The following is a 25,866-nucleotide window of genomic DNA, read 5'->3' on the forward strand; positions in this document are numbered from 1 at the left end:
CCGCGCAGACTAGGTAGCGGTGTTGAAAGCCCCGTGCGGGCCGCGCTGGTCCGTTGGGACTAGACGCCCGCCCCACCCCCGATGAACACGGGCCGTGCGCCCGCCGCTGCGTTCGCTGATCGCCCAGGGCCGGACGGCGCCCCCGCGTTCCAGGGGGGCGGTCGCGGCGCTCGCGCACAATCGCAGCCATGCGCCGAGCCGACCGTTTGTTCCAGATCGTCCAGCTGATACGCGGACGTCGCCTGACCACCGCCGAGTACCTCGCCGAGCGGCTGGAGGTTTCCGTGCGCACCGTCTACCGCGATGTCGCCGCGCTGCAGCTGCAGGGTGTGCCGATCGACGGCGAGGCCGGCGTGGGCTACCGCATGAAGGCCGGCTTCGAACTGCCGCCGCTGATGTTCAACGCCGAGGAGGCGCAGGCCCTGGTCGCGGCGGTGCGCGTCGCGCGGCCGCAGCTGGACAGCGAGCTGGGCCGCTTTGCCGAGGACGCGCTGGGCAAGATCCTCACCGTGCTGCCGGCCTCGGCGCGCGCCGCCGCCGAGCGGCTGGCGCTCTATGCGCCGCTGGTCGGCCTGGACGACGCGACGCGCGAGCGCCTCGCTCAGCTGCGCCAGGCCACCGAATCACGCCACAAGCTGGCGCTGCACTACCTGGACCTCGGCGGCCAGGTCACCGAGCGCCAGGTGCGCCCGCTGGCCTGCTTCTTCTGGGGGCCGGTGTGGACCTTCTCCGCCTGGTGCGAGCTGCGCGAGGACTTCCGCAGCTTCCGCGTCGACCGCGTGCAGCGCCTGCTGGTGCTGGACGAGCGTTTCCGCGACGAGCCGGGCAAGACCCTGGCCGACCTGCAGCGCCACGAGGCGGCGCGCGCCCGCAGCGGTCACTGAGCCGCGCGGAAAGCGGCCGCTTCAGCGCGCCGCGAGCCGCGGCGCGGGCGAAACCAGCTGGCCCAGCCGGCCCGCCGGCCGTTCCACCCAGCGATGGAAGGGCAGCGACGCGGCGTTGCACAGCAGCCAGGCGGCCAGCGCATAGACGCCGGCCCACAGCGGTGCCTGCGGATCCATGCGATCAAAGGCGGCGTTGAGCAGCAGCAGCACCGCGAAGTGGGTCAGGAACAGCGCATACGAATGACGACCCGCGGCGGCGATGCCGGCGGCCAGCGCCGGGCGGCGCTCCAGCCAGGCGTTCCACTGCGGGCGCCGCAGCCACAGCGCCAGCAGCGCCGCGGTGCACAGCGCCAGCGCCAGGCGCTCGCGGAACTCCAGCCACAGCGCCACGCCGCCCAGCGCCAGCAGCAGCGCCATCCAGCGCCGGGGCCGGCCGCTGAGGCTGAGCCAGTGCACCAGCGCGCCCAGGCCGTAGGCGCCGAAGAAATAGGGGGCGATGGTGTCCAGCTCGGGCAGGCGGTTGAACCACAGCATCGCGCCCGCGCACAGCAGGCCCACCAACAGCGGCCCCAGCGCGGCACGCCAGCGCGGCGGCAGCCGCGTCGCGCCGCGCGCGGTGGCCAGCAGCGCCAGCATGAGCGCGAACAGCTGCAGATCGATCGCCACATACCAGGCGCCGACGGTCAGCGACTCATGGCCCAGCAGCGAATGCAGCAGCAGCGCATGGCTGAGCAGCTGCAGCCCGTCGATGCGCTGCGGCACCAGCTCCGGCAGCGTCGAGGCCACCAGGGCCGAGCAGGCCAGCACCAGGCCCACCGCCGCCAGGAAGGGCAGCACCAGGCGCAGATAGCGGCGCCACAGCAGGCCCCGGACCCCGCCCTGCAACAGGCCGCCGCGCGGCGACAGCGCACGCGCGCTGAGATAGCCGCCGACGACCAGGAAGACCTGCACCGCGACGCGCCCCTTGTCATAGAACCACTGCGACAGCACCGGCAGCAGCCCGGACAGGGCCTCGGCGATCGGCCCGTAGGCCGTCAGGTGGTGCAGCATGATGACCTGGGCGGCCAGCGCCTTCAGCGCATCCAGGTGGAGCAGTCGGGGCGTTCGGGAAGGTTCGGACATCGGAGGGCAGCGCGCGGCCCGCCCTCGCCGCCCCGCGAGGGGGACGGGCGTCGGGCGCGGAGGCGGTGGAAAGCGGAGGGATGCGCCGATGCGGGCAGGGCCTGCCGGGGCGCGGGCGGTTTCATGGAGTTTCGGATTTTAAGGAAAGGCGGGCCGGCCCGCCGGTTGCAGAATGTGAACCATGCGAGCCCCCCTTCCCGACCAGATCGAACGCCTGTTCGCGCTCTACCCCGCCGTGGCCGCGCTGCCCGAGGCGCTGCGCGCGCCGGTGCTGAGCCAGGCCACCCTGGCGGTGGCGCTGCCGGCCGCGCAGCTGCTGTTCGAGGAAGGCCAGCCCTGCCGCGGCTTCCCGCTGCTGCTCGCCGGCGAGGTGCGGGTGGCGCGTGGCTCGCCCGGCGGCCGTTCGCTGGAGTTGTACCGTGTGCGCCCCGGCGAGCTGTGCGTGGCCTCCACCGCCTGCCTGTTCGGCCAGAGCGCCCTGCCCGCCCATGGCCAGAGCACCGAGCCCTGCGAGATGCTGGTGCTGGCGCCCGAGGGCTTTGCGCAATGGACCGCCGACCCCGGCTTCCGCCGCTATGTCTTTGGCCTCTTCGCTGACCGGCTGGCCGACCTGATGATGCTCACCGAGGCCGTCGCCTTCCAGCGCCTGGACCAGCGCCTGGCCGCCACGCTGCTGGGCCGCGGCGCGGTGCTGACGCTGACCCACCAGGCCCTGGCCGACGAGCTGGGCACGGTGCGCGAGATCGTCACCCGGCTGCTGCGCCGTTTCGAGCGCGAGGGCTGGCTGCAGCTCGGGCGCGAGCGCATCGAGCTGCGGGATGCCGCAGCGCTGCGCCGCCTGGCCGAGGGCGACGGCGCTCGGTGACCGAGGTCACAGACCGCGCCCCCGGCATGGCGCGACAGTGAGGCCCTGCAACATTCACCTGAAAGGAGAGCCTCATGAAAACCAATGTGGGAACCGTGGACCGCGTGCTGCGCATCATCGCCGGCGCCGTGCTGATCGGACTGGCCGCCACCGGCACCGTGGGCGCGTGGGGCTATCTGGGCCTGGTGCCGCTGCTGACCGGGCTGTTCCGCTTCTGCCCCGTCTACCCGCTGCTGGGCATCAACACCTGCCCCCTGTCCAAGAGCTGAGGCCGCGTCCCGTCGCCGGGGGCGTTCAGAGCCCGCCGGTGAAGATCTTCCCCAGCCAGCCCAGGTACCAGTCCAGGAAGCGCTGCCACAGCGAGCGCGGCGGCGGGGGTGGCGGCTCCGGCGCGGCCGGATGGCGCCGCCGCAGCGCCTCGCCCAGCGCGGCCAGCACGGTGGCCGCCAGCGCCTGCGCGGACTGCTCCGCCGCGCGCGCCTCGGTGCGCGCCGCCTGCCCCTCGGCCCGGCCGATGACGGTGTAGTGCAGCAGGGTCCGGCCCGGGCCCTGCGGTTCCAGCCACAGCTGGACCTGGGCCTCCACGCGCGCGCCGGCCTCGTCCTGCCCGTCGAAGACGAAGCGGCAGCGTGCCGGCGCCTGCACCCCGGTGCGCTGCAGCCGCCCCTGGACCGCCAGCCCCTGCGGCTGCGCCGGCAGAGCCATGCGGCACTCGAAGGTCTGGGCGCCCGAGGGCAGCAGCGCGCCATGGCCGGCGAGCAACTCGCGCAACAGTTCGACGTCGTTCAAGGCGGCCCAGACCCGGTCGCGGGCGGCGGGCAGGCTGTCTTGTCCTTGGATTTGCATGGGCTTCGGGCATGGGCGCCGGGCGGTCCGCGCCGGCAGCCCGCATTGTGGACAATCCGCGACCCGGGTAAAAACCCTCGGGCGATCAGTGCATAGGACACGCCACCATCAAGCCATGGCGCTACCCTGCCGATATCCTGGACATGGAGGGGTTCCCCCTTCGGTCCTGAACACCACGTGCCGCGGCCACTGCGAGGGCCTGGCGCGCCGCCTCGACGCCCATGCTCGCAGTGGAGCCTCACCATGAGCATCAGCAGCGTGATGTCGAACTGGAACAGCCAGATCCAAAACCCTGGCAGCGGCCGGGCGCCGGCCCGCCGGACGGACGCGGACGGTGCGCAGCCCCCCGGCGATGCGCCCCCCGGCCGCGGCGATCACGGCATGGGGGGTATGGGGCGGGCGGTGTTCCAGGCCCTGAGCCAGATGGGCTTGCTCGCGCAGGCGCCCTCGCCGGGCGCCACGAGCCCGGGCGGCGCCTCCTCCCCCGCCCCGGGCATGGATGCCAGCGCCACCACCGCGACGTCCGCGCCGGACACCCTGCGCCGCGACGTCCATGATGTGATGCATGCCTTGTTCGACGCCGTGCGCGAGCAGGTGCCCCATGCCGGCCCCGGCCCGGGCGCGCCGCCGCGCGGCGAGGAGCTCGCCAATGCGCTGGCGACGCTGGCCACCCAGGCCGCCAAGGGCCAGGTTGCGCCGCGGCTGCAGCAGGCCTTCACCCAATTGATGGACGACCTGCGGCCGCCGAGCGCCACCCCGGGCAGCGGCACCGCCTCCGCGCCCGCCCCCGAGGGCGGCAGCGCGGGCACGCCGGCCCCGACCACCGCCAGCGGCGCCGCCGCCAACGAAAACACCCAGCTGCCATCGCCGACGCTGGAGCAGTTCCTGCGCGCGCTGATGGCCAAGCTGACCACCGTGTCGCCGCAGGACGACGGCGCGCGTTTCGAGCCCACCGGCAATCTGCTCGAGGCCCAGGCCTGAGCCCCGGCGCCCGTCAGGCGTCGAACGACACCGCGTCGGCCGGGCTCAGGCTCACCCGCGCGGCATAGCTGTCCAGCCCGGGCAGCGTGGCGTTCTCGTGCGCGCGGATCTGCGCCGCGCTGAGCGCCTCGGAGTCCAGCGTGGTGTGCGCGTCCTGCACCAGCAGCACGTCGAAGCCCTGCACCAGGGCCTGACGCACCGTGCTGTCCACGCAGAACTCGCTCTGCATGCCGCAGACCACCAGGCGCCGCACGCCCGCGGCGCGCAGCCGGGACGCCAGGTCGGTCTGGTGGAAGGCGTCGCTGCTGCGCTTGGCGACGCGCCAGTCCTGTGCCTGCGCCTGCAGATCGGCGTCCAGCTGCCAGCCCTCGCTGCCACGTTCGAGCAGGTCCCCCGGTTCGGCGGACTCGTGCTGCACGAAGATCACCGGCGCGCCGACGGCCCGCGCGCGCTCGGCCAGCGCGCGGATGCGCGCGACCACCGCGCCGGCCTCCCAGGTGGCGTAGCGGCCGCGGGTCAGGGCTTGCTGGGCGTCGATGACGAGCAGGGCGGTGGCGCGGAACATGGCGGGCCTTTCCATGGGGCTGAACGTGACGATGGGGCTCTTGTAGCCCAAACCCCCGGCGCCCGCCATCGGACATGCCGGGCGCGCGGCGCCTGGCGCCCGCTGCGATGATGGGCGCTTGTGCCTCTTCCGATCCCGCCGGCCATGATCCAGCTCCACTACCACCCCAGCAACGCCAGCATGGCGCCGCACATCCTGCTGCGCGAACTGGAGATCCCCTTCGAGCTGCTCCTGGTCGACCGCGACCGCGGCCAGCACAAGTCTCCCGACTACCTGCGGCTCAATCCCAATGGCCTGATCCCGGTGCTGGTCGACGGCGAGCTGGTGCTCTACGAGACGGCCGCCATCCTGCTCCACCTGGCCGACACCCATGCGCGGGCGCAGCTGCTGCCCGCGCTCGGCACGGCGGCACGCGCGCAGGCCTACAAATGGCTGGTCTGGCTGACCAACTCGGTCCAGCCGGCGCTGATCGCCTATTTCTACCCCGAGCGCTGGGTGGACGAGGGCAACACCGCGGGCGTCGCCCAGGTCAAGGCGCACGCCGAGGCGCGCGTGGGCGCGCTGCTGGACCTGCTGGAGGCGGAGTTCGCCCGCCACCGCGGCCCCTGGATGCTCTGCGAGCACTACAGCGCGCTGGACGCCATGGCCTTCATGCTGTGCCGCTGGACGCGCAACTTCGCCCACCCGGCGCGCGCGCGTCCGCAGCTGGCGGGCTTTCTGCAGCGCATGCTGGCGCGGCCGGCGGTGCAGCAGGTGCTGGCAGTGGAGCAGCTGCCGCAGCCCTGGGTCTGAGCCGGGGCCGGGCCGCGCGGCGCGCCTAGGGCCGGCGGAAGGAGAACAGCGCCAGCCGGTTGCCTTCGCTGTCCAGGAATCCAAAGCCGCGCGGCGCCCAGGCATGGGCGGGCTCCGGGATCGGCGCCAGCCCCGGGATCAGGCGCGCCAGATGGGCATGGGCCGCGTCGAGGTCGTCCGTCTCGAAGTCCAGCACCCCATGCAGGATGCCGCTGTGCGTGGCGCGGAAGGACAGCCGCGTCGGATCGTCGGTCTGGACGAGCAGGAGTTGCGTGGCGGCGGCGTCGCCTTCCCGGGCCAGCAGGGCGTGCTGCGGATCGGACCAGCCGCAGGCATAGCCCAGCGCCTCGCCGTACCAGCGAATGGCGCGCTGCAGATCGGACACCGGGATTTCGACGGTGCGCAGGGTCGCGAAGGGCGGCGGCATGGCAGACCTCGGCAGGGGTTCAGTGGTGGGCGACGCATCGCGCCACCGGGCGCGTCATTCCCGCTGCGCGCGCCGCTGTGCGGCACGCCGGCGCAGGCGGCGGCGCCAGTACAGCCCGCCGGCCAGCGCCAGCGGGGCGACCAGCGCCAGCACCAGCTGGGCCTGGCGCCGGCCCGCGGGGCCCAGCTCGCCCAGCCATTGCATGAAGCCGCCGAACAGCAGCCAGGCCAGCAGCACGGACAGCAGGCCCATCGCCACCGCGAAGGCGATCGCGGCCAGGTGCTTGCCCGGGATCACGAGGCGCTCCCGACGCCGCGCCCGCGCCGCATGGACGACGGGCCAGGGCTCTGGGGGAAGACACGGAAACGGCGCGGCGAAAGCATGGTCGAGTCAGTCAGGGCAACAGCCGCATTGTGCTGCGCGCATGGGCCGCGACATCGGATTCGGCGAACCATTGGCGGCGGTAGCGGCCCTGGGCATGGTCCAGCGCCTGGTCGGCGTAGTGGCGGTCGGGCCAGACGCCGCTCTGCCCCACCGGGTTGCTGCCCAGCGCGGTGGCGACGTCGGCGAAGTCGATCACGCGGCGCGTCGACGGACCGTAGGCCACGCGCCAGGGCGCATCGTCCAGCCGCGCCGCCATGTTGTTGGGCATCTCGTGCGAACCGGGCACGGCGAAGGGCCCGACGTTGAAGACGCGATCCAGCGGCGCCTTGCGCCCCAGCGCGTGCTCGTGGGTGAGCTGGTGCAGCCGACCCCAGGTCCAGGCGCCGCGGTCGGCGCCGGCCACCTGCTGCAGCCGTGCCAGCGTCGCCGCCCAGGCCTTGGCGACGATCTGATCGCGCGTTTCGCGCTCGGGCGTGCCTCGGTCGTCCCACCAGGGTGAGTCGGCATCGGCCATCAGGCGCGGCAGCGCGTGGTCGATGGCGCGGACGCGGCGCAGGTTCTCGAACTGGGCCTCGCCCAGCTCGTCACGCATCGCCGCGCGCATCAGCTCGTAGGCCAGCTGCTGGGCCAGCGGCGCGGCGCGGCTGTCCAGCGGATAGTCACCCTGCCATTGCGCCAGCAGCTGCACCAGCGGCTGGTCGGCCGCGGGCGCGAGCCGGCGCAGCAGCGGCAGCAGCGGACCGATCAGACGCGGTCCGTAGGCCGTCTGCACGTCCAGCTGCAGGGCCTGCATCGCCGCCAGGTCCCAGCGCTTGCCGGGCGTGGACAGCAGCTGGTCCAGGCGCCGGCCGCGGTCGCCGAGGTTGTAATAGCCCGGCGGCGCCCCGGCCGGCTGGTGATTGGCGGAAACGATGTAGCCGCGCGCCGGGTTCTCTTCCTGCGGATTGGCGCTGAAGGGCAGGAAGCCGGTCTTTTCGGCCTCGCCACCGGCGCCGTCGAGGATGAAGCTCGGGTCGGCGCCGGCGGCGCGCCGCGGCAGCTTCGCCGCCGCCCACCAGGCGATGTCGCCCTGCGCGCTGGCCCAGACGATGTTGAGCCCGGGCGCATGGATTTTTTCCACCGCCGCGCGCGCCTCGGCCAGCGTGGCGGCGCGGCCCAGCGCATGGAAGCCGTCCAGCACCGGGTTCTCGGTTTCCAGCATGGCCCACCACATCGCGATGGGCGTCTGGCCATCGTCGCCGGGGATGGCGTCGTTGATCAGCGGGCCATGCGGCGAGCGGCGCAGCACCAGGGTCTCGTCGGGCCGGCCCTTGACCTTGATGCGCGCGGTCTGGCGCTGCAGCGTCACCCAGCGGCCCTGGTGCCAGACCTGCTCGGGGTTGGCCGGGTTCACGCGTTCGGCGACCAGGTCCACGTCGTCGTTCTGGAACATGGTCAGCGACCAGCCCGCGCGGGCGTTGTGGCCCAGCAGCGCCATGGGGTTGAGCGCCAGGTGGTGGCCATAGAGCTCGAAGCCGGGCGCCTGCAGATGCGCCTCCCACCAGACGGCGGGCGTGGAAAAAGCGATGTGCGGGTCGCCCGCCAGCAGCGGCTTGCCCGAGCGGCTGCGGCTGCCGGCGATGGCCCAGGCATTGCTGCCCTCGAACTGCGGCACGCCGGGCAGCCCCTCGGTGAGCCGGCCCAGCCCGGCCAGCGCCTGCAGCCTGTCCTCGGGCAGTGCGGCGGCGGATGCCGGCACCGCCAGCGCGGGCGCGGCATGGCCGGGCGCGGCCGTGTCCTCGGGCTGGAAGATGCGCAGATAGTCCGGGCCCAGCTGGCGCACCCGGGTTAGCGCCGGTTCGCTGCGAAAGGCCGTCGCGAAGCTGAAGGCCTGGTAGCCGGCCACGCTGAAGGTGTCGGCCGGCGTGAAGGGCCTCTTGGCGATGCCCAGCAGCTCGAATTCCAGCGGCGCGGGACGGCTGTCCTGGTAGGCGTTGACGCCGTCCAGATAGGCCTGCAGCACGCGCTGCGCGGGGCCCAGGCGGGCGGGGTCGGCGAACTGCTCGCGCGCCATCTCGTCGGCGCGGTCGCGGATGCGCAGCGCGCGGAACAGGCGGTCGGTCTTGAGCAGGTCGGGCCCGAGGATCTCGGCCAGCTCGCCACGTGACAGGCGGCGCAGCATCTCCATCTGGAACAGGCGGTCCTGCGCATGCAGATAGCCCAGCGCGCGGTAGAGGTCCAGCTCATTGGCGGCGCGCAGGTGGGGCACGCCCGCCTCGTCCCAGCGCACCTCCACCGGCGCCTGCAGCCCGGGCAGGCTCAGCTCGCCCTCGCGCTGCGGCAGCTTGCGCTGCACATGCCAGGTGGCGCCCGCGCCGGCCAGCGCCAGCAGCGCGGCCAGCGTCAGCGCCACGCGCCGGAGCGCGCTCATGGCGCCTCCACCGGCCGCCGGCCCAGCTGCAGCAAGGTCTCGACGCGTTTGAGCAGCTCGCGGTCGTTCCAGGGTTTCTTGAACAGGCCGTAGACGCCCTGGACCTGGTGGACGCGGGCATGCAGCTCGTCGTGGCCGGTGATGGCGAGGATGGGCAGGTCCTCGGTCTCGCGGCTGCCCTGCACCGTGGCGATCAGCTCGAAGCCGTCCATGTTGGGCATTTCCAGGTCGGTGATCAGCACGCCGAAGCGGCGCCGGGCCAGCGCGTCCATGGCCTGCAGGCCGTCGCCAGCCGCCTCCACCTCGTGGCCCTCGGTCTGCAACAGGCGGATCAGCTTGGCGCGCACCACCGCGGAATCGTCCACCACCAGCACCGGCAGGCGCGGCGCCGGGGGCGGCGGAGGCGGCACGGGCTGCGGCGCGGCGTCTTCGTTCAGCGCGTCGCCGCGGCGGGTACTGATCAGCCATACGACGATGGCCAGCGGCACCGCGATCAGCAGCGGCAGCAGAAGGGTTTCCAGCGACTCGGGCAGTTGTATAGGCACGGCGGTGCTCCTCGGACGAGCGAGGCTAACACCCACGGCCAGGCCGCGCCCTCCGGTTTCGCCCCGGCTTGGCGCCCACGCATCAGTCTCCCCCCGACTTGAGCAGGGTGCTGGGCGCAGCGCGCCCGCTCAGCGCCAGCTCAGCGCGGACAGGTCGTTGGCGAACAGCGGCGTGTCGCTCCACAGGCCCTGGAGCCCGGCGCGCGCCACGGTGATCCACTGCGGCTGGTAAAGAAAGGCCGCCACCGCATCCTGCGCCACCAGGCGCTGCGCCTCGGCGAAGAGCTTGCGCCGCTGCGCCGGATCGGCGCTGGCCTGCATGCGCTCGTACAGCGCGTTGAACTGCGCGCTCTGGTAGCCCCAGTAGTAGCCCGCGCGGGCGAAGTTGCCGAAGTCGTGCGGCTCCACATGCGAGATCAGCGTCAGGTCGTAGGCCTTGCCGGCATACACGCCGGACAGCCACTGCGCCCACTCGATGTTCTCCAGCTTCACGCGCAGCCCCACCTGGGCCAGTTGCGCGGCGACCAGCTCGCCGCCCTGGCGCGCATAGGGCACGGGCGGCAGCTTGAGCGTGAGCTGCAACGCGCTGGCGCCGGCCGCCTTCAGCAGCGCGCGCGCCTGCGCCGGGTCATGGGGCTGCAGGTCGGTGCAGTCGACGAAGCCCGGCGTCTGCGGCGTCACATAGCCGCCCAGCGGCACGCCATAGCCGTCGGCCGCGGCCTGGATCAGCGCGCGCCGGTCCAGCGCCAGCGCGATCGCGCGGCGCACGCGCACGTCGCCCAGCGGCGCGCGCTGGTGGTTGATCGCCAGGATGGTCTTGGCGCGCGAGGCCGCGACGACGACCTGGAAGCGCCGCGGCTGGTTCTTGAACTGCGCCAGGCTGCGCGCCGCGGCCACGCGCGGGAAGAGGTCCACGTCGCCGGCCAGCAGCGCCGCCACCTGGGCCGCCGGCTCGGAGATGAAGCGGAACTGCGCGCGCGCGATGCGGATGGACGCGGCGTCGCGCCACTGCGGCCAGGCCGCCAGCGTCAGGCTGGCGCCGCGCTGCCACTGCGCCAGCCGGTAGGGCCCGCTGCCCACCGGGTTCTGCGCATTGGTGGCGGCGCTGCCGGGCTCCACGATCACCGCGGTGGCCTGGCCCAGCAGCTCGGGCAGTTCCGGCTCGGGGTTCTTCAGCTGCAGGTGCACGCTCAGCGGGTCGGGCGTGTCGATGCGCTGGATGTTGCTGAAGACGCGCTTGTCCTTGTTGGTGCTGCCCTCGGCGGCGGCGCGCTCGAAGCTGAACTTCACCGCCGCCGCGTCCAGCACGGCGCCGTTGTGGAACCTCAGCCCCGGGCGCAGCTGAAAGATCCAGCGCTTCTGGTCCTCGCTGACGCTCCAGCGCTGCGCCAGCAGCGGCTGCGCGCGGCCGTCGGGCGCGATCTTGGTCAGCGGCTCCAGCACGTTGTAGAGCACGATCTCGGCGATGGCCGAGGCCGCGCCGGTCGTCGGGTCCAGGCCCGGCGGCTCCAGCGTCATGCCGATCACCAGCGGGCGGGCGTTCTGCGCCTGGGCGGCGCCGGGCAGCGCCAGCGTGGCCAGCAGCAGCGAATTGAATTGGCGGCGGTCCGTCGTCATGGCGCGGATCATGCCAGCGCGGCGACGAGGTCGCGCGTGTAGGGATGGCGGGCGGCGCCCAGCAGCGCGGCGGTGGCGCCCTGCTCGACGACCTCGCCACGGCGCAGCACCAGGGTCTGCTCGCACAGCAGCTCCACCACCGCCAGGTCGTGGCTGACCACCACCAGGCTGAGCCCCAGCCGGCGCTGCAGCGCGCGCAGCAGCTCCAGCACCTGGGCCTGCACCGAAACGTCCAGCGCCGAGGTCGGTTCGTCGGCCACGATGAGGCGTGGCCGCGTCGCCAGCGCCCGCGCGATGGCCAGGCGCTGGCGCTGGCCGCCAGAGAACTGGTGCGGATAGCGCCGCGCCGCGTCCGGCTCCAGGCCCACGTCGGCCAGCACCTCGGCGACGCGCGCGGCGCGCGCCGCGGCGTCCAGCGCCGGCAGCAGCAACAGCGGCTCGGCCAGGCTGCGGCCCACACGCCAGCGCGGGTCCAGCGATCCATAGGGGTCCTGGAAGACCATCTGCATCGCTGCGCGCTGGCGGCGCAGCGCGGCGGCCGGCAGCACGTCCACCGGCGTGCCGGACCAGTGCACCGACCCGGCATCGGGCCGCTCCAGCGCCATCAGCAGCCGCGCCAGCGTGCTCTTGCCGGCGCCGGACTCGCCGACGATGCCCAGCGATTCGCCGGCCGCCAGGCGCAGGTCCACGCCGCGCAGCACCCAGTCGGGGCCGTGGCGGCGGCCCAGGTCGCGGGCTTCCAGCAAGGCGGGAGGGATAGGCGGAGGCGTCACGTGCGTACGGGTTTCGGTTCTCTAACGGTCCGGGGCCCAGCACGCCAGGCCGTCCGACCACGGCGGCGGCTCGTCGGCGCAGCGGGGCTGGGCCCGCGGGCAGCGCGGCGCGAAGGGGCAGCCCGCCCCCAGCTCGGCCAGGGCCGGCACGGTGCCGGCCAGCGGGCGCAGCGGCTGGTCGCGGCCGGCCCCCAGGCGCGGCCGCGCCGCCCACAGCGCGCGGGTGTAGGGATGGCGCGCGGCGTCCTGCAGCAGCGCGGCCGCCGGGTCCACGGTCTCCATCATCCGCCCGCCATAGAGGATGGCCGCGCGCTGCAGGCGCCGCGCCACCTGGGCCAGGTCGTGCGAGATCAGCAGCAGCGCCATGTCGCGCTCGGCCACCAGCGCCATCAGCAGCTCCAGCACCTGGGCGCGCAGGCGCGGGTCCAGCGCAGTGGTCGGTTCGTCGGCGATCAGCAGGCGCGGGCCGGCGGCCAGCGCGGTGGCGATCAGCGCGCGCTGGCGCTGGCCGCCGGACAGCTCGTGCGGATAGGCGCGCGCCAGCCGCCCCTCCAGCCCGACTCGCGCGAGCAGCGCGAGCGCCTGTTCGCGCGCCGCCGCCGGCCCCGGCGCCAGCCCATGCAGGCGCAGCGGCTCGGCGACCTGGTCGACCACGCGCTGCAGGGCATCCAGCGCGGTCAGCGGTTCCTGGAACACCATGGCCAGCTCGCGGCCGCGACGGCGGCACCAGGCCGCCTCGTCCAGCGCCAGCAAGTCCTCGCCGCCCAGCAAGACCTGACCCTGCACGCGCGCGCCCTCGGGCAGCAGGCCCATCAGCGCCAGCGCACACAGGGTCTTGCCGCTGCCGGATTCGCCCACCAGCGCAAGGCTCTGGCCGGCGTCCAGCGTGAAGTCCAGCCCGCGCAGCGCGTGAAGCAGCCGGCCGGGCGCGCGCGCGTCGGGCAGCCAGACCTGCAGGTCGCGCACCTGCAGCAGCGGCGCTGGCGCCGCGTTGCCGGCGGGGGGAAGGGCCGCGCCAAGCCCCTCTGCCGCGGCCACGGCCGGCGCAGGCGCGGGGCGAGACGGCGCGACGCCGTTTTCGCGCGGGTCGAGCCGATCGCGCAGGCCATCACCGAGCAGGTTCAGGCCCAGCACGGTCAGCGTGATCGCCAGTCCCGGATAGATCGCCAGCTGCGGCGCCTCGAACCACAGGGTCTGCGCCTCGGCCAGCATGCGCCCCAGCGAAGCCTCGGGCGGCTGGCTGCCCAGGCCCAGGTAGGACAGCGCGGCCTCGGCGAGCAGGGCCAGCGCGAAGGCCGTCGTGCCCTGCACGATCAGCAGCGGCGCCAGCTGCGGCAGCACATGCTGCAGGCTGATGGCCAGCCGCCCGCGGCCGGCCGCGCGCGCCGCCAGCACGAAGTCGCGCGACCACCAGCTCTTGGCGCTGCCGTTGACCAGGCGGGCAAAACCTGGCACCGCGTGCAGGCCGATCGCCAGCATCGCGATGCCCGTGCCCGGCCCCAGCGCGGCGGCCAGCAGGATGGCCAGCAGCAGGGCCGGAAAGGCAAAACCCAGGTCGCAGGCGCGCAGCACCGCCTGCTCCACGGCGCCACGGCAGGCCGCCGCCAGCAGGCCCAGCAGCGTGCCCAGCAGCAGGCCCAGGCCCACGGCGACGCTGCCCACCCACCAGACGCTGCGCGCACCGGCCATCAGCCGGCTGAGCAGGTCGCGGCCCAGCTGGTCGGTGCCCAGCCAGTGCGCGCCCCCGGGCGGCAGCAGGCGTCGCGCCATGTCGATCTGCTCCGGCGGATGCGGCGTCCAGACCAGGGAAGCCAGCGCCAGCGCCGCCATCGCGCCGGTCAGCAGCAGGCCGAGGCGCAGACTGGCCCGCGTCATGCCGCGCTCCCGGTGCGCAGGCGTGGGTCGGCCCAGGCATGCAGCAGGTCCACCAGCGCGTTGAGCAGCAGCACCAGCGCCACCATCAGCATCACGCCGTTGCGCACCACGACCAGGTCGCGGTTGGCGATCGCCTGGCCCATCAGGCGCCCGACGCCGGGCAGCGCGAAGACGTTCTCGATCACGATGGTGCCGGCCAACAGGTTGGCGAACTGAAGCCCGCCCACGGTCAGCAGCGGAATCAGCGCGTGGCGCAGGCCGTGGCGCCACAGCGCGGCGCGCGCCGACAGTCCGCGCGCCCGGGCGCTGCGCATGAAGTCCTCGCGCGCCACCTCCAGCAGCGCGGAGCGGCAGATGCGCGCCAGCACCGCCGACTGCACCAGCGCCAGCGCCAGCGCCGGCAGCAGCAGCGCGCGCAGGCCCGGCCACCAGCCGCCCTGCCCGCCCTCGTCGGCGGTCCAGCCGGGAAAGCCGCCCGCATCCACCCATTGCAGCTTCACCGCGAACCCCAGCGTCAGCAGCATGCCCAGCCAGAAGCCGGGCACGGCCAGGCCCAGCTGGCTCAGCCCCATCACCAGGTGGTCGCCCCAGCGCCCCTGGCGGCTCGCCGCCCACCAGCCGGCGCCCAGCGCCAGCGCCACGGTCAGCGCCATCGCCAGCAGCGCCAACGGCAGAGTCAGCGCCAGGCGTTCGGCCAGCATGCCGGCCACCGGCACGCCGTAGGCATGCGACAGGCCCATCTCGCCCCGCAGCAGGCCGCCCACCCACTCCAGATAGCGCTGCGGCGCGGGCCGGTCCAGGCCCAGCTGGGCGGACAGCGACGCGACGGCCTCGGGCGTCGCCTCGGCCCCCAGCATCAGCTGGGCCGCGTTGCCGGGCAGCCATTCCAGCGCGGCAAAGATCAGCGCCGAAGCCGCGCACAGCGTGGCGACGAGCAGGACGAGACGCCGCAGCAGGCGGGACAGGGCTTCAGGCATGGCGGGCGCGATGATAGGCCAGGCCCCGCACCGGGCGCGGGCCGCGGGCTTGGGCGAGGCGCGCCCATCGACGCAGAGGCGGCCCGGCCGTCAGGACCGCGGCGGCGCGGGCGCGCGGGACAGCGGGCAATAGGCGTTGCGCGGCTGCTCGTCGTGCAGGTAGTCGCGTTCTTCCTGCTCGGTGGCGGGGCGCACCTCGACCAGACGGGCACGCTCGGCATAGAGCTCGCGCAACTCGTCGGCCATCAGCGTGGGCACCGGCGCGTCGGCCGCGAAGGCGCGGAACCAGCGCCGCGGCCGGCCGTCATAGAGATAGTCGACCACCCAGATCGTGCAGTTCCTGAAGAACTCGGCCATGGCTGCAAAGGCGCTCCGCGTGACGGCAGGTGAACCCAGTCTGGCACAGGGCCTGCGCCGGCGCCAGCCGCAAGAACGCCGGCCCCGCACCGCCCTCCCCGTCCGGCGTTCAGCGCCACTCGACCACGGAAACACCCAGGCCCACGCGGGTCTGGCGGAAGTTGTAGTCGATCAGGCTTTCGCCATAGCCGCTGAAGACCTGGGCATAGCCGTGCAGCCCGCCGCCGATCGGGAAGGCCCATTCCAGCAGCAGCGACCCGCGCGAGCGCTCGCCGCCGCGCAGGCTGTGGCGTGCCTGCAGGCTCAGCACATTGCGGCCCAGCTTGTGCACCACGCGCAGCTCGCCGCGGCCCACATAGTCCTCGATGCCGGGGTTGTCGTCGCTGTCCAGGCCCTCCTTCAGCCGCCACCAGGGGCGCAGGGTGACGACGGTTTCGCCGCGCTCCAGGTTCAGCTCGGCGACGACGCGGTTCCAGCTGCGCGACAGCGGCAGCGCGCGGCCGTTGGACTGGTGATTCAGGCTCAGGCTGGCCAGGCGCGCGCGCCAGCCCAGCAGCTCGATGTCGGTGCGCAGCGCGCCGATCAGCTCGGGCTCATAGTTGGTCTCGCGGAAGGGCCGCGAGATCGCCGCGTTGTAGACCTGCCAGCGTGAACTCTGCGTGTACGCGCCCCAGACCGACAGCGGACCGTTGTCGGCCATGCCCCACAGGCGCGACTTGAAGCTGATCTGGAACTTGGCCTCGGCATGGTTCAGGCCCTGCGCCTCGTCCACCTGGTGGCCCGGCGACGGCGAGGACGGCTTGTCGTTGACCTTGGGGGACCAGGTGATGGGCAGCAGGTAGACCGGCTTGTAGGGGCGCGGCAGGAAGTTGGCGAGCCGGTAGCGCGGCTCCAGCTCCCAGCGCTCGTCCAGCGTGGAGCCGAGCACGGCGCGGCGCGTGGCCTCGCCGGATTCGCGCGCCGGATCGGCTTCGGCCTGCGCATCGCTGCGCCGCGCCTCGGCCAGGCCGCGCACCGCCGGCGGCAGCGCCGCGTCGGCCGGCAGCGGCGCCGGCGTGGGCACGCGCCGGTGCAGCTGGTCGTAGCAGGCCAGGCGCTTGGCGTCGTCGGTCTCGGTGGTGCAGGCACTGATCTGCGCGGGCATCAGCAGCACCGGATCCTGGGCGCGGGCGGCCGGCAGCAGCCCGGCCAGCGCCAGGGCCGGAATGCTGTGGCGCCAGGTCGGGGCGCGGGCGTGGGAAGAAGACATGGATGGGGTCGGAAGCCGAAGGATTGCGGCCACTGTAGCCGCAGCCCGCGCCGCCCCGCCCGCGCGCATAGCGCCCAGAAGCCGCCAGGGTCGGACGCGGCGGATTAACCACGGGTTATGCATGCGACCGTCGCTTTCATTGGCCGGCCATGGACGCGCCCCCTAGAGTCGTCCATCCTTTGCGGACCTCCGTTCATCGCCTGACCATGCTTCGTACCGAATCGCCCCACTCCCAGCACCCGGACCTGGATCTCTATGACAGCGCCGAGCTGGTGGAGGTGCTGGTGGCCGACCAGCTGGAGGCGGTGCGCGCGGCGCAGAAGGCCGTGCCGGCGCTGGCCGCCGCGGTGGAGGCGGCACTGCCGCGCATCGCCGCCGGCGGGCGGCTGCTGTACAGCGGCGCCGGCACCTCGGGCCGGCTGGGCGTGCTGGACAGCGTGGAGCTCTACCCCACCTTCTCGTGGCCGCGCGAGCGCGCGGTGGCGCGGCTGGCCGGCGGCGAGGCGGCGATGTTCGTCGCCGTCGAAGGCGCGGAGGACGACCGCGAACAGGGCGCGCGCGATCTGCAGGCGCTGGAGCCCGGCCCCGACGACGTATTGCTGGCACTGGCCGCGTCCGGCGGCACACCCTATGTGCTGGGCGCGCTGGACGCCGCCCGCGCCGCCGGCACGCTGAGCGTGGGCCTGGCCAACAACCCCGGCGCGCCGGTGCTGGCGGCGGCGGACCACGCCATCCTGCTGGACACCGGCCCCGAGCTGATCTCCGGCAGCACCCGGCTCAAGGCCGGCACGGCGCAGAAGATCGCGCTGAACAGCTTCTCCAGCAGCCTGATGGTCCGGCTCAACAAGGTCTACGGCAACCTGATGGTGGACCTCAAGGCCACCAACGCCAAGCTGGTGCGGCGCGCCGTCGCGCTGACCATGCGCGCCTCCGGTGCCGACGAGGCCGCCGCGCGCGCCGCGCTGGAACAGTGCGGCTTCCATGTGAAGGTGGCGGTGCTGATGCTGCTGCGCGAGCTGGACGCGGACGGCGCACGCGCGCGCCTGGACGCGGTGGACGGCAGCGTGCGCCGCGCGCTGGCCGCCGGCTGACGCGCCGCCCCACGCCCGGCCACGGCCCCGGCCCGAAAGCCGCGACACTGCGACCATGCTGAGCCCCTCCCGCAAGCCCGGCCCCTGGGCCTGGGTCCCCACCCTTTACTTCGCCCAGGGCCTGCCCTATGTGGTCGTGATGACGCTGTCGGTCATCATGTACAAGAACCTGGGGGTCTCCAACGCCGAGATGGCGCTTTACACCAGCTGGCTCTACCTGCCCTGGGTGATCAAGCCGCTGTGGTCGCCGCTGGTGGAGATGCTGGGCACCAAGCGGCTGTGGATCGTCGTGCTGCAGTTCGTCGTCGGCGCGGCGCTGGCCATGGTGGCGCTGACGCTGCCGGCGCCGCGCTTCTTCCAGCTCTCGCTGGCGGTGTTCTGGCTGATGGCCTTCGCGTCCGCGTCGCACGACATCGCGGCCGACGGCTTCTACCTGCTGGCGCTGCAGAAGCACCAGCAGGCCGCCTTCGTCGGCGTGCGCTCCACCTTCTACCGCCTCGCCAACATTGGCGGCCAGGGCGGGCTGGTCTGGCTGGCCGGCGAGCTGCAGGAACGCTCCGGCAGCTGGGTGCTGGCCTGGCAGGGCGTGCTGGCCGCGCTGGGCGCGTTTTTCGTGTTCATCGCCGCCTACCATCTGTGGCGGCTGCCGCGGCCGGCGCAGGACCATGCGGCGCCGCCCGAGGCCAACCCCTGGCGCAGCTTCATGGCCGTGTTCGCGGCCTATTTCCGCCAGCCCGGCCTGGCGGTGATCCTGGCCTTCCTGCTGCTGTACCGCTTCCCCGAGGCCCAGCTGCTGAAGCTGGCCACGCCCTTCCTGATGGACCGCGTGGAGGTCGGCGGGCTGGGGCTCAGCAACAAGGCGGTGGGCCTGGCCTATGGCACGGTGGGGCTGAGCGCGCTGACGCTGGGCGGGCTGCTGGGCGGCTGGATCATCTCGCGCCTGGGGCTGAAGAAGGTGCTGTGGCCGCTGGTGCTGGCCATGCACCTGCCCAACGTGGTCTTTCTCGCGATGGCCTGGGCGCACCCGGGCAGCCTGTGGTGGGTCAGCGCGGCGCTGGCGGTCGAGCAGTTCGGCTACGGGCTGGGGTTCACGGCGTATCTGATGTACATGATCCTGGTGGCCGAGGGCCGCGCCGGACTGCGTCCGGGCGAGCCCGGGCCGGCCGGCGAATCGCCCTACAAGACCGCGCACTACGCCATCTGCACCGGCTTCATGGCGCTGGGCATGATGCTGCCGGGCATGTGGAGCGGCTGGCTGCAGCAGCAGCTGGGCTATCTGCACTTCTTCGCCTGGATCCTGCTGTGCACCCTGCCCTCGCTGGCGGTGACCGCGCTGATCCGCGTGCCCGAGGGCTTCGGGCGCAAGCAGGCCCGGGAGGACGCGGCGTGAGGGCCGCGCCGCGGCTGCTGTCGCTGGACGCCTTCCGCGGCTTCACCATCGCCGCGATGCTGCTGGTCAACAATCCCGGCAGCTGGTCGGCGATGTATGCGCCGCTGGGCCATGCCGAGTGGCATGGCTGGACTTTCACCGACTGGGTTTTTCCCTTCTTCGTGCTCATCAGCGGCATCTCGATGAGCTTCAGCCTGGCGCGGCGCCGCCAGGCCCTGGACGACCGCCGCGCGCTGCTGCTGCAGTTCTGGCGCCGCGGCGCGACGCTGGTGGCGCTGGGACTGCTGCTCAACCTGATCCCGAGCTTTGACTGGGCGCATCTGCGCATCCCCGGCGTGCTGCAGCGCCTGGGCCTGCTGGCGATGCTGGCAGCGCCGCTGGCGCTGTATGCGTCCTGGCGCGCCCAGCTGGGCTGGATGCTGGGCCTGCTCGTCGGCTACACGGTGCTGCAGCTGTGCGTGCCGGTGCCGGACGCGCAGGGGCGCTGGCACTGGGGCTCGCTGCAGCCGGGCGAGGACGTCGGCGCCTGGCTGGACCGGCAGCTGCTGGGCGGCCATCTGTGGGCCAAGAGTCGCAACTGGGACCCGGAGGGCCTGCTGAGCACCCTGCCCGCGCTGGCCAGCCAGATCGCCGGGCTGTTGACCGGGCGCTGGCTGGCGCAGCCGCGCGATCCCGGCGAGAAGAGCATGTGGCTGGTGCTGGCGGGACTGGCCTGCCTGTGGGTCGCCGAGCTGCTGCACGCCTGGAGCATGCCCATCAACAAGAGCCTGTGGACACCGGCCTATGTGTTCATGAGCACGGGCTGGGGGCTGCTGCTGTTCGCCGTCTTCCACTGGCTGCTCGACGCGGTCCCGCTGCCGCTGCTGCGCGCGCGCTGCGCCCGCCTCGCGCGGCCGTTGGTGCAGATGGGCATGAACGCGCTGTTCCTCTTCGTCGTCTCGGGCCTGGTGGCCAAGCTGCTGGGCGCTGCACGGCTGGCCGATGGCCGCAGCTGGAAGCAGGGGCTGGTCGACCCGATACAGTCGCTGGGTCTGGACCCGCGCCTGGCCTCCTTGCTGTACGCGCTGGGTTTCCTGCTGTGCTTCTGGCTGCTGGCGCGCGCGATGTGGCGCCGCGGCTGGTTCGTGAAGGTCTGATCCGATGAAGATGCAACGCCGCCTGATCCTGGCCGGCTCCGGTGCCGCCCTGCTGGGCAGTTCCGGCTGTGCCCACTGGTTCTCGCCCAGCTGGGTGGAAGCGCCCGAGCTGGCCGCGCTGGCGCCGCCGGCACCGCGCGAGTTCCGCGCCGCCTGGGTGGCCACGGTGGCCAACATCGACTGGCCCAGCCAGCCCGGCCTGCCGCGCGACACCCAGATCGCGCAGATGCACGCCATCCTGGACCGCGCACGTGACCTGAAGCTCAATGCCATCGTGCTGCAGGTGCGCACCAGCGCGGACGCGCTGTACCGCTCCGCGCTGGAGCCCTGGAGCGAGTACCTCAGCGGCACCCAGGGCCAGGACCCCGGCTACGACCCGCTGGCGCTGTGGGTGGACGAGGCCCATGCGCGCGGGCTGGAGCTGCATGCCTGGTTCAACCCCTACCGCGCGCGCCAGAGCGGCGCCCGCTCCGCGCCGGCCGACACCCACCTGAGCCGCAGCCGCCCCGACTGGGTGCGCCGCTACGGTGACCAGTTGTGGATCGACCCGGGCGAGCCCGAGGCCGCCGAGCATTCGCTGCGCGTGTTCGAGGACGTGCTGCGCCGCTACGACATCGACGGCCTGCACATCGACGACTACTTCTACCCCTACCCGGTCAACGACCCGGCGAGCAAGCAGGAAATCGACTTCCCCGACGGCCCGTCCTGGGAGCGCTACCAGGCCGGTGGCGGCACGCTCGCGCGCGCCGACTGGCGGCGCCAGAACGTGGACCAGCTGGTGCGCCGCCTGTACGAGCTGGTGCGGCGCGTGCGGCCGGACGTGCAGCTGGGCATCAGCCCCTTCGGCCTGCCACGGCCGGACCGGCGCCCGGCGGGCATCAGCGGCTTCTCGCAGTACGACAAGCTCTACGCCCATGTGGAGCACTGGCTGGCCCAGGGCTGGCTGGACTACCTGGCGCCCCAGCTCTACTGGCCGCGCGAGCAGGCCGCGCAGGCCTTCGAGCCGCTGCTGCTGGCCTGGCAGCAGCTCAATCCGCAGGGCCGCCATGTCTGGCCCGGCCTCTACACCAGCCGCATCACCGACAAGCCGGATTCCTGGATACCCCAGGAGATCGTCGAGCAGATCGCCGTCACCCGCCGCCATGGCGCCGCCGGCCATCTGCACTTCAGCATGGTGGCGCTGCAGCAGAACCGGCGCGGCATCGGCGAGGCACTGGGCCCGGCCTACGCCGGAGCGGCCCTGCCGCCGGCCACACCCTGGCTGCAGCAACCGCCCTGCGCGCCGCTGCGCGCGCGGCTGGAAGGCCAGAGCCTGCGCTGGACCGTGATCCAGGGCCAGGCGCCGCGCCGGCTCGCGCTGTGGGTGCACCGCGACGGCGCGTGGCAGTTCCACTTGCATCCGGCGCAGCGCCCCTTCGCGGTGGATGCAGCGCGCGACCGCGCGGTCGTCGCCGCCGGTCTCAACGCCGCCGGAGAAGAGGGACCGCGACTGGCGCTGCAGCCGCGCGGCGGCGCCGGACTGTAGATTCCGCGCAACGTTGGACGACCGCTGGGGCGGCCTGAGAACCCAGTAAAAACCCTAGGCCACGACCTGTTCCGCCCGAGCCATCCGGCCTGGCGAACCCAGCCTCCCGGCCTCGCCGTCCAGCTGCTCAGGCTGGCAGCTGGACCCGCCCGATCCGGCTGTCTCCCTGCAGTCACAGGCCGTCACAATTCCTCAATACGCGCCGGTCAGACTGCCGCTGGGCTTGTGGGCGCGGGCAAATTGCGGCCGCAACGGCCTCGCGCCAGCCCCGGTCGGGGCGACTTGCGGAGCCGTTGGACGGGTTTGGCCGCAATTGCTGGCGCCAGGGGTGGCTGGTAGGCTTCGCGCTGTTTCAGCTGGGCAGGGTGTTTTTGCGCCCTGCGGCAGCCTGTGGGAGAGGTCCTCCCGCCCCCGGTTCCGACATTTTTCCTGGGTCACCCGTTGCACTGTAAAACGTTTGCGGCTTCCTTGACGAAGCGCAAACGGTTGCGCGCCGGGAAGGTCTGGAACCCGCTGACAACGCATTCAAGAAATTTCGGTCTGTTCTCGCACAGGAGCAAAAGATGAGTAGCAAGGATTGGTTGGGTTTCCACCGCAGCGCGCTGGCGGTTGCGGTCGCCATCGTCGCGGCAGCGCCGGCGATGGCGCAGAACACCACCTCGGCCATTGGCGGCCGGGTGACGGCGGCGGACGGCAAGCCCGTCGTCGGTGCCACCGTGGTGATCCTGCACAAGGAGTCCGGTTCCACCAACACCCAGACCACCGACGCCGAAGGCCGCTACAACGCCCGCGGCCTGCGCGTGGGCGGCCCCTACACCATCACGGTGAGCAAGGGCAATGACCGCGAGGTGCGCAACGACGTCTACCTGGCCCTGGCCGAAACCCTGAGCCTGGACCTGCGCCTGGGCGCGCAGCAGCTGGCCGCCGTCGAGGTGTCCGGCAGCAGCGTCGCCAGCAAGTTCAACAGCGGCACCATGGGCGCCGGCACCCAGATCGGCCGCGCCGAACTGGACGCCTACGCGTCCATCGCCCGCAGCCTGCAGGACTACGCCCGCACCGATCCGCGCCTGGCGCAGACCGACAAGGAGCGCGGCGAGATCTCCGCCGCCGGCCAGAACACGCGCTACAACTCCATCACCATCGACGGCGTCGCGATCAACGACACCTTCGGCCTGGAGTCCAACAACCTGCCCACCGCCAAGCAGCCCATCTCCATCGATGCGGTGCAGTCGGTGCAGGTCAACCTGTCCAACTACGACGTGACCCAGAAGGGTTACACCGGCGCCAACATCAACGCCGTCACCAAGTCGGGCACCAACGAGCTCAAGGGCAGCGTCTACTACGTCTACCGCGACGACTCCATGGTGGGCCAGAAGTACGACCGCAAGACGGGCGCCTACTTCGACTACCTGCCCTTCAAGGAAGACACCAAGGGCTTCACGCTGGGCGGCCCCATCGTGAAGGACAAGCTGTTCTTCTTCGTGAACTACGAAGAACTGAAGAGCAACCGCGCCCAGCCCGAGTTCGGCCCCATTGGCAGCGCGCTGCCGGCATCGGCCCACACCCAGAGCAGCATCGACAGCCTGAACAAGATCGCCAAGGAAAAGTACGGCTTCGTGGCCGGCAATCCGCTGGGCGACAGCAACCTGACCGTCAAGGACTACCTGGCCAAGCTGGACTGGACGATCAACGACCGCCACCGCGCCAACCTGCGCATCGCGCGCACCGAGCAGTCTGACACCAACAACGGCAGCTTCAGCGGCTATACCGACGCCAACCTGCAGCTGAGCTCGCAGTGGTGGCAGCAGAAGAAGAAGATCGACACCGTGGTGGCCCAGTGGTTCGCCGACTGGACCGACGACTTCAGCACCGAGTTCAAGGTCTCCACGCGCGACTACAACAGCGTGCCGCTGAACGCCGCCGACCTGCCGGCGATGTCGCTGCGCATGAGCGGCGCGCTGCCCGACGGCGCCCCCAAGGTCAGCGGCAACCGCTTCCTGAACTTCGGCACCGAGCGCAGCCGCCATTTCAACGTGCTGGACACCAAGACCATCGACGCCTACCTGGGCGCCACCTGGATCAAGGGCGACCACGAGCTGAAGTTTGGCGGCGACCTGCAGCGCAACAAGGTCTACAACGCCTTCTTCCAGAACACCAAAGGCAACTACACCTTCGGCTGCGAATCCTCTGTCGCCAGTGGCAAGCCCACCGGCTGGAACTACAACACCCTGCCGGGCGGTTCGATCGACTGCGCCAAGGCCACCGCAGCCCAGGTCGAGGCCGCCGTGCTGGAGAACTTCCTGCGCGGCCGTCCTTCGTCCTACCAGGTGCAGACCGCCGCCAACGGCTCCACGTTCGAGAACGGGGCCGCCCGCTGGACGCTGAGCAACGCCGGCCTGTTCCTGCAGGACACCTGGACCGTCAACGACGCGCTGACGCTGACCGGCGGTTTCCGCGTGGACCGCATGGCCACGGGTGACAAGCCCACCTACAACGCCGCCGCCGCCGCCGCCACCGTGGCCGGCAGCGTCAACGGCACCACCGTGGTGCGCAACACCGGCGGTTTCGGTCTGGACAACAGCCAGACCGTGGACGGCGAAACGCTGTTCCAGCCCCGCCTGGGCTTCAACTGGACGCTGGACAACCGCCGCAATGCCAAGAAGCAGCTGCGCGGTGGCGTGGGCCTGTTCCAGGGCGCGGCGGCCAACGTATGGATCTCCAACCCCTACTCCAACACCGGCCTGGCCACCGCCTTCTACGGCTGCGGCTCGTCGGGCTTCGCCTCCTGCGATCCGACCAAGGTCGACGGCCTGTTCAATCCCGACCCGAACAAGCAGCCGACCAACCTGGCCGGCACCCCGGCAGCCAACGTCGACTTCCTGCAGAAGGGCCTGGGCCAGCCGTCGGTCTGGAAGCTGAACCTGGCCTATGACGCCGAGCTGCCCTGGTACGGCATGGTCTTCGGCGCCGAGTGGATGCACACCCGCGTCAACACCGGCGTTTACTACCAGCACCTGAACCTGGGCGCCGCCACCCGCAAGGGCCTGGATGGCCGCGACATGTTCTACACGCCGCAGTCTTACACCGACGCCTGCTGGAACCCGAGCGGCAGCCTGGTGACGTCGGGCGCCTGTGCCGGCGGCCGTGCGCGCGCACTGAGCAACGCCAGCTACAACAACGTCCTGCAGGCCACCAAGACCAAGAAGGGCGACGGCAACACGCTGACGCTGTCGCTGAGCCGCCCGGCCCGCGACGGCTTCGGCTGGTCGCTGGCCTACACCTACACCGAGGCCACCGAAGTGAGCCCGCTGACCTCCTCGGTCTCGAACTCCAACTTCGAATCGCGTTCGATCTACAACCCCAACGAGGACGTGGCCGCCAACTCGGCCTACCTGATCCGCGACCGCATCTCGGCCTCGTTCAACTGGTCCAAGGCCTTCATCAGCAACTACCGCACCACGGTGGGTCTGTTCTACGAAGGCCGCCGCGGCAAGCCCTACAGCTGGACCTATCTGAACGACATGAACGGCGATGGCGTCAGCAGCAACGACCTGATGTACATCCCCAAGGGCCCGGGCTCCGGCGAGGTGGTCTTCAAGAGCACCCAAACGGGCGAAAGCGCCGCCGCCGCCGAGGCGCGCTTCTGGGACATCGTGAACTCGAACAAGCAGCTGGCCAATTCCAAGGGCTCGGTGGTGGCACGCAACAGCAGCTACGCCCCCTTCGTGAACACCTTCGACTTGCGCCTCAGCCAGGAAGTGCCGGGCTTCTTCCCCGGCCACAAGGGCAAGATCTCGTTCGACATCCTCAACTTCGGCAACCTGCTGAACAAGAACTGGGGCCGCATCAACGAGATGAAGTTCGAGAACTCCGGCGGTTTCCGCCGCGGCTTCGTGAACTTCGCCGGCATCGACGCCCAGGGCCGCTATGTGTACGCCGTCGACACCAATGGTGTGACCGACTACACCCAGCGCCAGGTCAAGGGCGAATCGCAGTGGGCGCTGCAGATCACTGCGAAGTACGAGTTCTGATCGATCACGATCAACCACACTCGC

At 72.1% G+C, this 25,866-nt stretch carries 23 protein-coding genes; 10 read left to right on the forward strand and 13 right to left on the reverse strand.

Going from position 1 to position 25,866, the window contains the following annotated elements; all coding sequences use genetic code 11:
• Positions 1-188: 188 nt before the first annotated feature.
• Positions 189-884, forward strand: coding sequence for a YafY family protein (locus tag LZ017_RS04230; protein ID WP_241298826.1), 696 nt, complete (start codon positions 189-191; stop codon positions 882-884).
• Between the two features lie 21 nt (positions 885-905).
• Here LZ017_RS04230 and LZ017_RS04235 read toward each other — a convergent pair whose 3' ends face one another.
• Positions 906-2,006, reverse strand: a complete 1,101-nt coding sequence (locus LZ017_RS04235) for an acyltransferase (RefSeq protein ID WP_241298827.1) — start codon at positions 2,004-2,006, stop codon at positions 906-908.
• Positions 2,007-2,187: 181 nt separating this feature from the next.
• On the opposite strand from LZ017_RS04235, the gene LZ017_RS04240 reads away from it, so the two are divergent.
• Both LZ017_RS04240 and LZ017_RS04245 read left to right on the forward strand, forming a co-directional pair.
• Positions 2,188-2,871, forward strand: a complete 684-nt coding sequence (locus LZ017_RS04240; RefSeq protein WP_241298828.1) for a Crp/Fnr family transcriptional regulator — start codon at positions 2,188-2,190, stop codon at positions 2,869-2,871.
• Positions 2,872-2,945: 74 nt separating this feature from the next.
• Positions 2,946-3,140: a DUF2892 domain-containing protein gene (locus LZ017_RS04245; protein ID WP_241298829.1), complete on the forward strand. Its 195-nt coding sequence runs from the start codon at positions 2,946-2,948 to the stop codon at positions 3,138-3,140.
• A 25-nt stretch (positions 3,141-3,165) separates the two neighbouring features.
• On the opposite strand, the gene LZ017_RS04250 is transcribed toward LZ017_RS04245, so the two are convergent.
• Positions 3,166-3,717 carry a CoxG family protein gene (locus LZ017_RS04250; RefSeq protein WP_241298830.1) on the reverse strand — a complete coding sequence of 184 codons (552 nt, stop codon included), beginning with the start codon at positions 3,715-3,717 and terminating at the stop codon, positions 3,166-3,168.
• Positions 3,718-3,960: 243 nt separating this feature from the next.
• Here LZ017_RS04250 and LZ017_RS04255 point away from each other — a divergent pair, with 243 nt between their 5' ends.
• Positions 3,961-4,698 carry a hypothetical protein gene (locus LZ017_RS04255; protein ID WP_241298831.1) on the forward strand — a complete coding sequence of 246 codons (738 nt, stop codon included), beginning with the start codon at positions 3,961-3,963 and terminating at the stop codon, positions 4,696-4,698.
• Between the two features lie 13 nt (positions 4,699-4,711).
• Here LZ017_RS04255 and LZ017_RS04260 read toward each other — a convergent pair whose 3' ends face one another.
• Positions 4,712-5,263: a cysteine hydrolase family protein gene (locus LZ017_RS04260; RefSeq protein WP_241298832.1), complete on the reverse strand. Its 552-nt coding sequence runs from the start codon at positions 5,261-5,263 to the stop codon at positions 4,712-4,714.
• Between the two features lie 144 nt (positions 5,264-5,407).
• On the opposite strand from LZ017_RS04260, the gene LZ017_RS04265 reads away from it, so the two are divergent.
• Positions 5,408-6,055, forward strand: coding sequence for a glutathione S-transferase family protein (locus LZ017_RS04265; RefSeq protein ID WP_241298833.1), 648 nt, complete (start codon positions 5,408-5,410; stop codon positions 6,053-6,055).
• 25 nt (positions 6,056-6,080) lie between these two features.
• On the opposite strand, the gene LZ017_RS04270 is transcribed toward LZ017_RS04265, so the two are convergent.
• The 10 genes from LZ017_RS04270 to LZ017_RS04320 all read right to left on the reverse strand — a co-directional run bounded on the left by LZ017_RS04270 (position 6,081) and on the right by LZ017_RS04320 (position 16,669).
• Positions 6,081-6,482 (reverse strand): VOC family protein, encoded by a 402-nt coding sequence (locus LZ017_RS04270; protein WP_241298834.1) that lies wholly within the window; start codon positions 6,480-6,482, stop codon positions 6,081-6,083.
• Positions 6,483-6,536: 54 nt separating this feature from the next.
• A complete protein-coding gene (locus LZ017_RS04275; RefSeq protein WP_241298835.1) occupies positions 6,537-6,779 on the reverse strand; it encodes a hypothetical protein in 243 nt (80 codons plus the stop codon).
• A 97-nt stretch (positions 6,780-6,876) separates the two neighbouring features.
• A complete protein-coding gene (locus LZ017_RS04280; protein WP_241298836.1) occupies positions 6,877-9,276 on the reverse strand; it encodes a penicillin acylase family protein in 2,400 nt (799 codons plus the stop codon).
• Positions 9,273-9,821, reverse strand: coding sequence for a PleD family two-component system response regulator (locus LZ017_RS04285; protein WP_241298837.1), 549 nt, complete (start codon positions 9,819-9,821; stop codon positions 9,273-9,275). Before LZ017_RS04285 ends, LZ017_RS04280 begins: the two co-directional genes overlap by 4 nt.
• Positions 9,822-9,950: 129 nt before the next feature.
• A complete protein-coding gene (locus LZ017_RS04290) occupies positions 9,951-11,438 on the reverse strand; it encodes an ABC transporter substrate-binding protein (protein ID WP_241298838.1) in 1,488 nt (495 codons plus the stop codon).
• An 8-nt stretch (positions 11,439-11,446) separates the two neighbouring features.
• Positions 11,447-12,211, reverse strand: coding sequence for an ABC transporter ATP-binding protein (locus LZ017_RS04295; RefSeq protein WP_374109874.1), 765 nt, complete (start codon positions 12,209-12,211; stop codon positions 11,447-11,449).
• A gap of 21 nt (positions 12,212-12,232) precedes the next feature.
• Positions 12,233-14,086, reverse strand: a complete 1,854-nt coding sequence (locus tag LZ017_RS22325; RefSeq protein ID WP_374109875.1) for a dipeptide/oligopeptide/nickel ABC transporter permease/ATP-binding protein — start codon at positions 14,084-14,086, stop codon at positions 12,233-12,235.
• A complete protein-coding gene (locus tag LZ017_RS04310; protein WP_241298839.1) occupies positions 14,083-15,063 on the reverse strand; it encodes an ABC transporter permease in 981 nt (326 codons plus the stop codon). The genes LZ017_RS22325 and LZ017_RS04310 overlap by 4 nt, the downstream gene beginning before the upstream one ends.
• 90 nt (positions 15,064-15,153) lie before the next feature.
• Positions 15,154-15,420: a hypothetical protein gene (locus LZ017_RS04315; RefSeq protein ID WP_241298840.1), complete on the reverse strand. Its 267-nt coding sequence runs from the start codon at positions 15,418-15,420 to the stop codon at positions 15,154-15,156.
• Between the two features lie 109 nt (positions 15,421-15,529).
• Positions 15,530-16,669: a phospholipase A gene (locus LZ017_RS04320; protein WP_241298841.1), complete on the reverse strand. Its 1,140-nt coding sequence runs from the start codon at positions 16,667-16,669 to the stop codon at positions 15,530-15,532.
• A 206-nt stretch (positions 16,670-16,875) separates the two neighbouring features.
• Here LZ017_RS04320 and LZ017_RS04325 point away from each other — a divergent pair, with 206 nt between their 5' ends.
• From LZ017_RS04325 to LZ017_RS04345, 5 genes are all read left to right on the forward strand, one after another.
• A complete protein-coding gene (locus LZ017_RS04325) occupies positions 16,876-17,760 on the forward strand; it encodes an N-acetylmuramic acid 6-phosphate etherase (protein WP_241298842.1) in 885 nt (294 codons plus the stop codon).
• Positions 17,761-17,815: 55 nt separating this feature from the next.
• Positions 17,816-19,150 carry an MFS transporter gene (locus LZ017_RS04330; RefSeq protein ID WP_241298843.1) on the forward strand — a complete coding sequence of 445 codons (1,335 nt, stop codon included), beginning with the start codon at positions 17,816-17,818 and terminating at the stop codon, positions 19,148-19,150.
• Positions 19,147-20,286, forward strand: coding sequence for an acyltransferase family protein (locus LZ017_RS04335; protein WP_241298844.1), 1,140 nt, complete (start codon positions 19,147-19,149; stop codon positions 20,284-20,286). Before LZ017_RS04330 ends, LZ017_RS04335 begins: the two co-directional genes overlap by 4 nt.
• Positions 20,287-20,290: 4 nt before the next feature.
• Positions 20,291-21,811, forward strand: a complete 1,521-nt coding sequence (locus LZ017_RS04340; protein ID WP_241298845.1) for a glycoside hydrolase family 10 protein — start codon at positions 20,291-20,293, stop codon at positions 21,809-21,811.
• A gap of 563 nt (positions 21,812-22,374) precedes the next feature.
• Positions 22,375-25,842: a carboxypeptidase-like regulatory domain-containing protein gene (locus LZ017_RS04345; RefSeq protein WP_241298846.1), complete on the forward strand. Its 3,468-nt coding sequence runs from the start codon at positions 22,375-22,377 to the stop codon at positions 25,840-25,842.
• The last annotated feature ends 24 nt before the right edge of the window (positions 25,843-25,866 follow it).

The organism is Pelomonas sp. CA6 (assembly GCF_022549225.1).
Classification (GTDB): Bacteria; Pseudomonadota; Gammaproteobacteria; order Burkholderiales; family Burkholderiaceae_C; genus Roseateles.

Excerpts from the sequence above, each read along its gene's own strand:
- LZ017_RS04345 (WP_241298846.1), top strand. The coding sequence starts at position 22,375 with ATGAGTAGCAAGGATTGGTTGGGTTTCCACCGCAGCGCGCTGGCGGTT.
- LZ017_RS04240 (WP_241298828.1), top strand. The coding sequence starts at position 2,188 with ATGCGAGCCCCCCTTCCCGACCAGATCGAACGCCTGTTCGCGCTCTAC.
- LZ017_RS04230 (WP_241298826.1), top strand. The coding sequence starts at position 189 with ATGCGCCGAGCCGACCGTTTGTTCCAGATCGTCCAGCTGATACGCGGA.
- LZ017_RS04260 (WP_241298832.1), bottom strand. The coding sequence starts at position 5,263 with ATGTTCCGCGCCACCGCCCTGCTCGTCATCGACGCCCAGCAAGCCCTG.
- LZ017_RS22325 (WP_374109875.1), bottom strand. The coding sequence starts at position 14,086 with ATGACGCGGGCCAGTCTGCGCCTCGGCCTGCTGCTGACCGGCGCGATG.
- LZ017_RS04290 (WP_241298838.1), bottom strand. The coding sequence starts at position 11,438 with ATGACGACGGACCGCCGCCAATTCAATTCGCTGCTGCTGGCCACGCTG.
- LZ017_RS04330 (WP_241298843.1), top strand. The coding sequence starts at position 17,816 with ATGCTGAGCCCCTCCCGCAAGCCCGGCCCCTGGGCCTGGGTCCCCACC.
- LZ017_RS04250 (WP_241298830.1), bottom strand. The coding sequence starts at position 3,717 with ATGCAAATCCAAGGACAAGACAGCCTGCCCGCCGCCCGCGACCGGGTC.
- LZ017_RS04255 (WP_241298831.1), top strand. The coding sequence starts at position 3,961 with ATGAGCATCAGCAGCGTGATGTCGAACTGGAACAGCCAGATCCAAAAC.
- LZ017_RS04315 (WP_241298840.1), bottom strand. The coding sequence starts at position 15,420 with ATGGCCGAGTTCTTCAGGAACTGCACGATCTGGGTGGTCGACTATCTC.
- LZ017_RS04325 (WP_241298842.1), top strand. The coding sequence starts at position 16,876 with ATGCTTCGTACCGAATCGCCCCACTCCCAGCACCCGGACCTGGATCTC.
- LZ017_RS04245 (WP_241298829.1), top strand. The coding sequence starts at position 2,946 with ATGAAAACCAATGTGGGAACCGTGGACCGCGTGCTGCGCATCATCGCC.
- LZ017_RS04340 (WP_241298845.1), top strand. The coding sequence starts at position 20,291 with ATGAAGATGCAACGCCGCCTGATCCTGGCCGGCTCCGGTGCCGCCCTG.
- LZ017_RS04310 (WP_241298839.1), bottom strand. The coding sequence starts at position 15,063 with ATGCCTGAAGCCCTGTCCCGCCTGCTGCGGCGTCTCGTCCTGCTCGTC.
- LZ017_RS04235 (WP_241298827.1), bottom strand. The coding sequence starts at position 2,006 with ATGTCCGAACCTTCCCGAACGCCCCGACTGCTCCACCTGGATGCGCTG.
- LZ017_RS04265 (WP_241298833.1), top strand. The coding sequence starts at position 5,408 with ATGATCCAGCTCCACTACCACCCCAGCAACGCCAGCATGGCGCCGCAC.
- LZ017_RS04270 (WP_241298834.1), bottom strand. The coding sequence starts at position 6,482 with ATGCCGCCGCCCTTCGCGACCCTGCGCACCGTCGAAATCCCGGTGTCC.
- LZ017_RS04320 (WP_241298841.1), bottom strand. The coding sequence starts at position 16,669 with ATGTCTTCTTCCCACGCCCGCGCCCCGACCTGGCGCCACAGCATTCCG.
- LZ017_RS04280 (WP_241298836.1), bottom strand. The coding sequence starts at position 9,276 with ATGAGCGCGCTCCGGCGCGTGGCGCTGACGCTGGCCGCGCTGCTGGCG.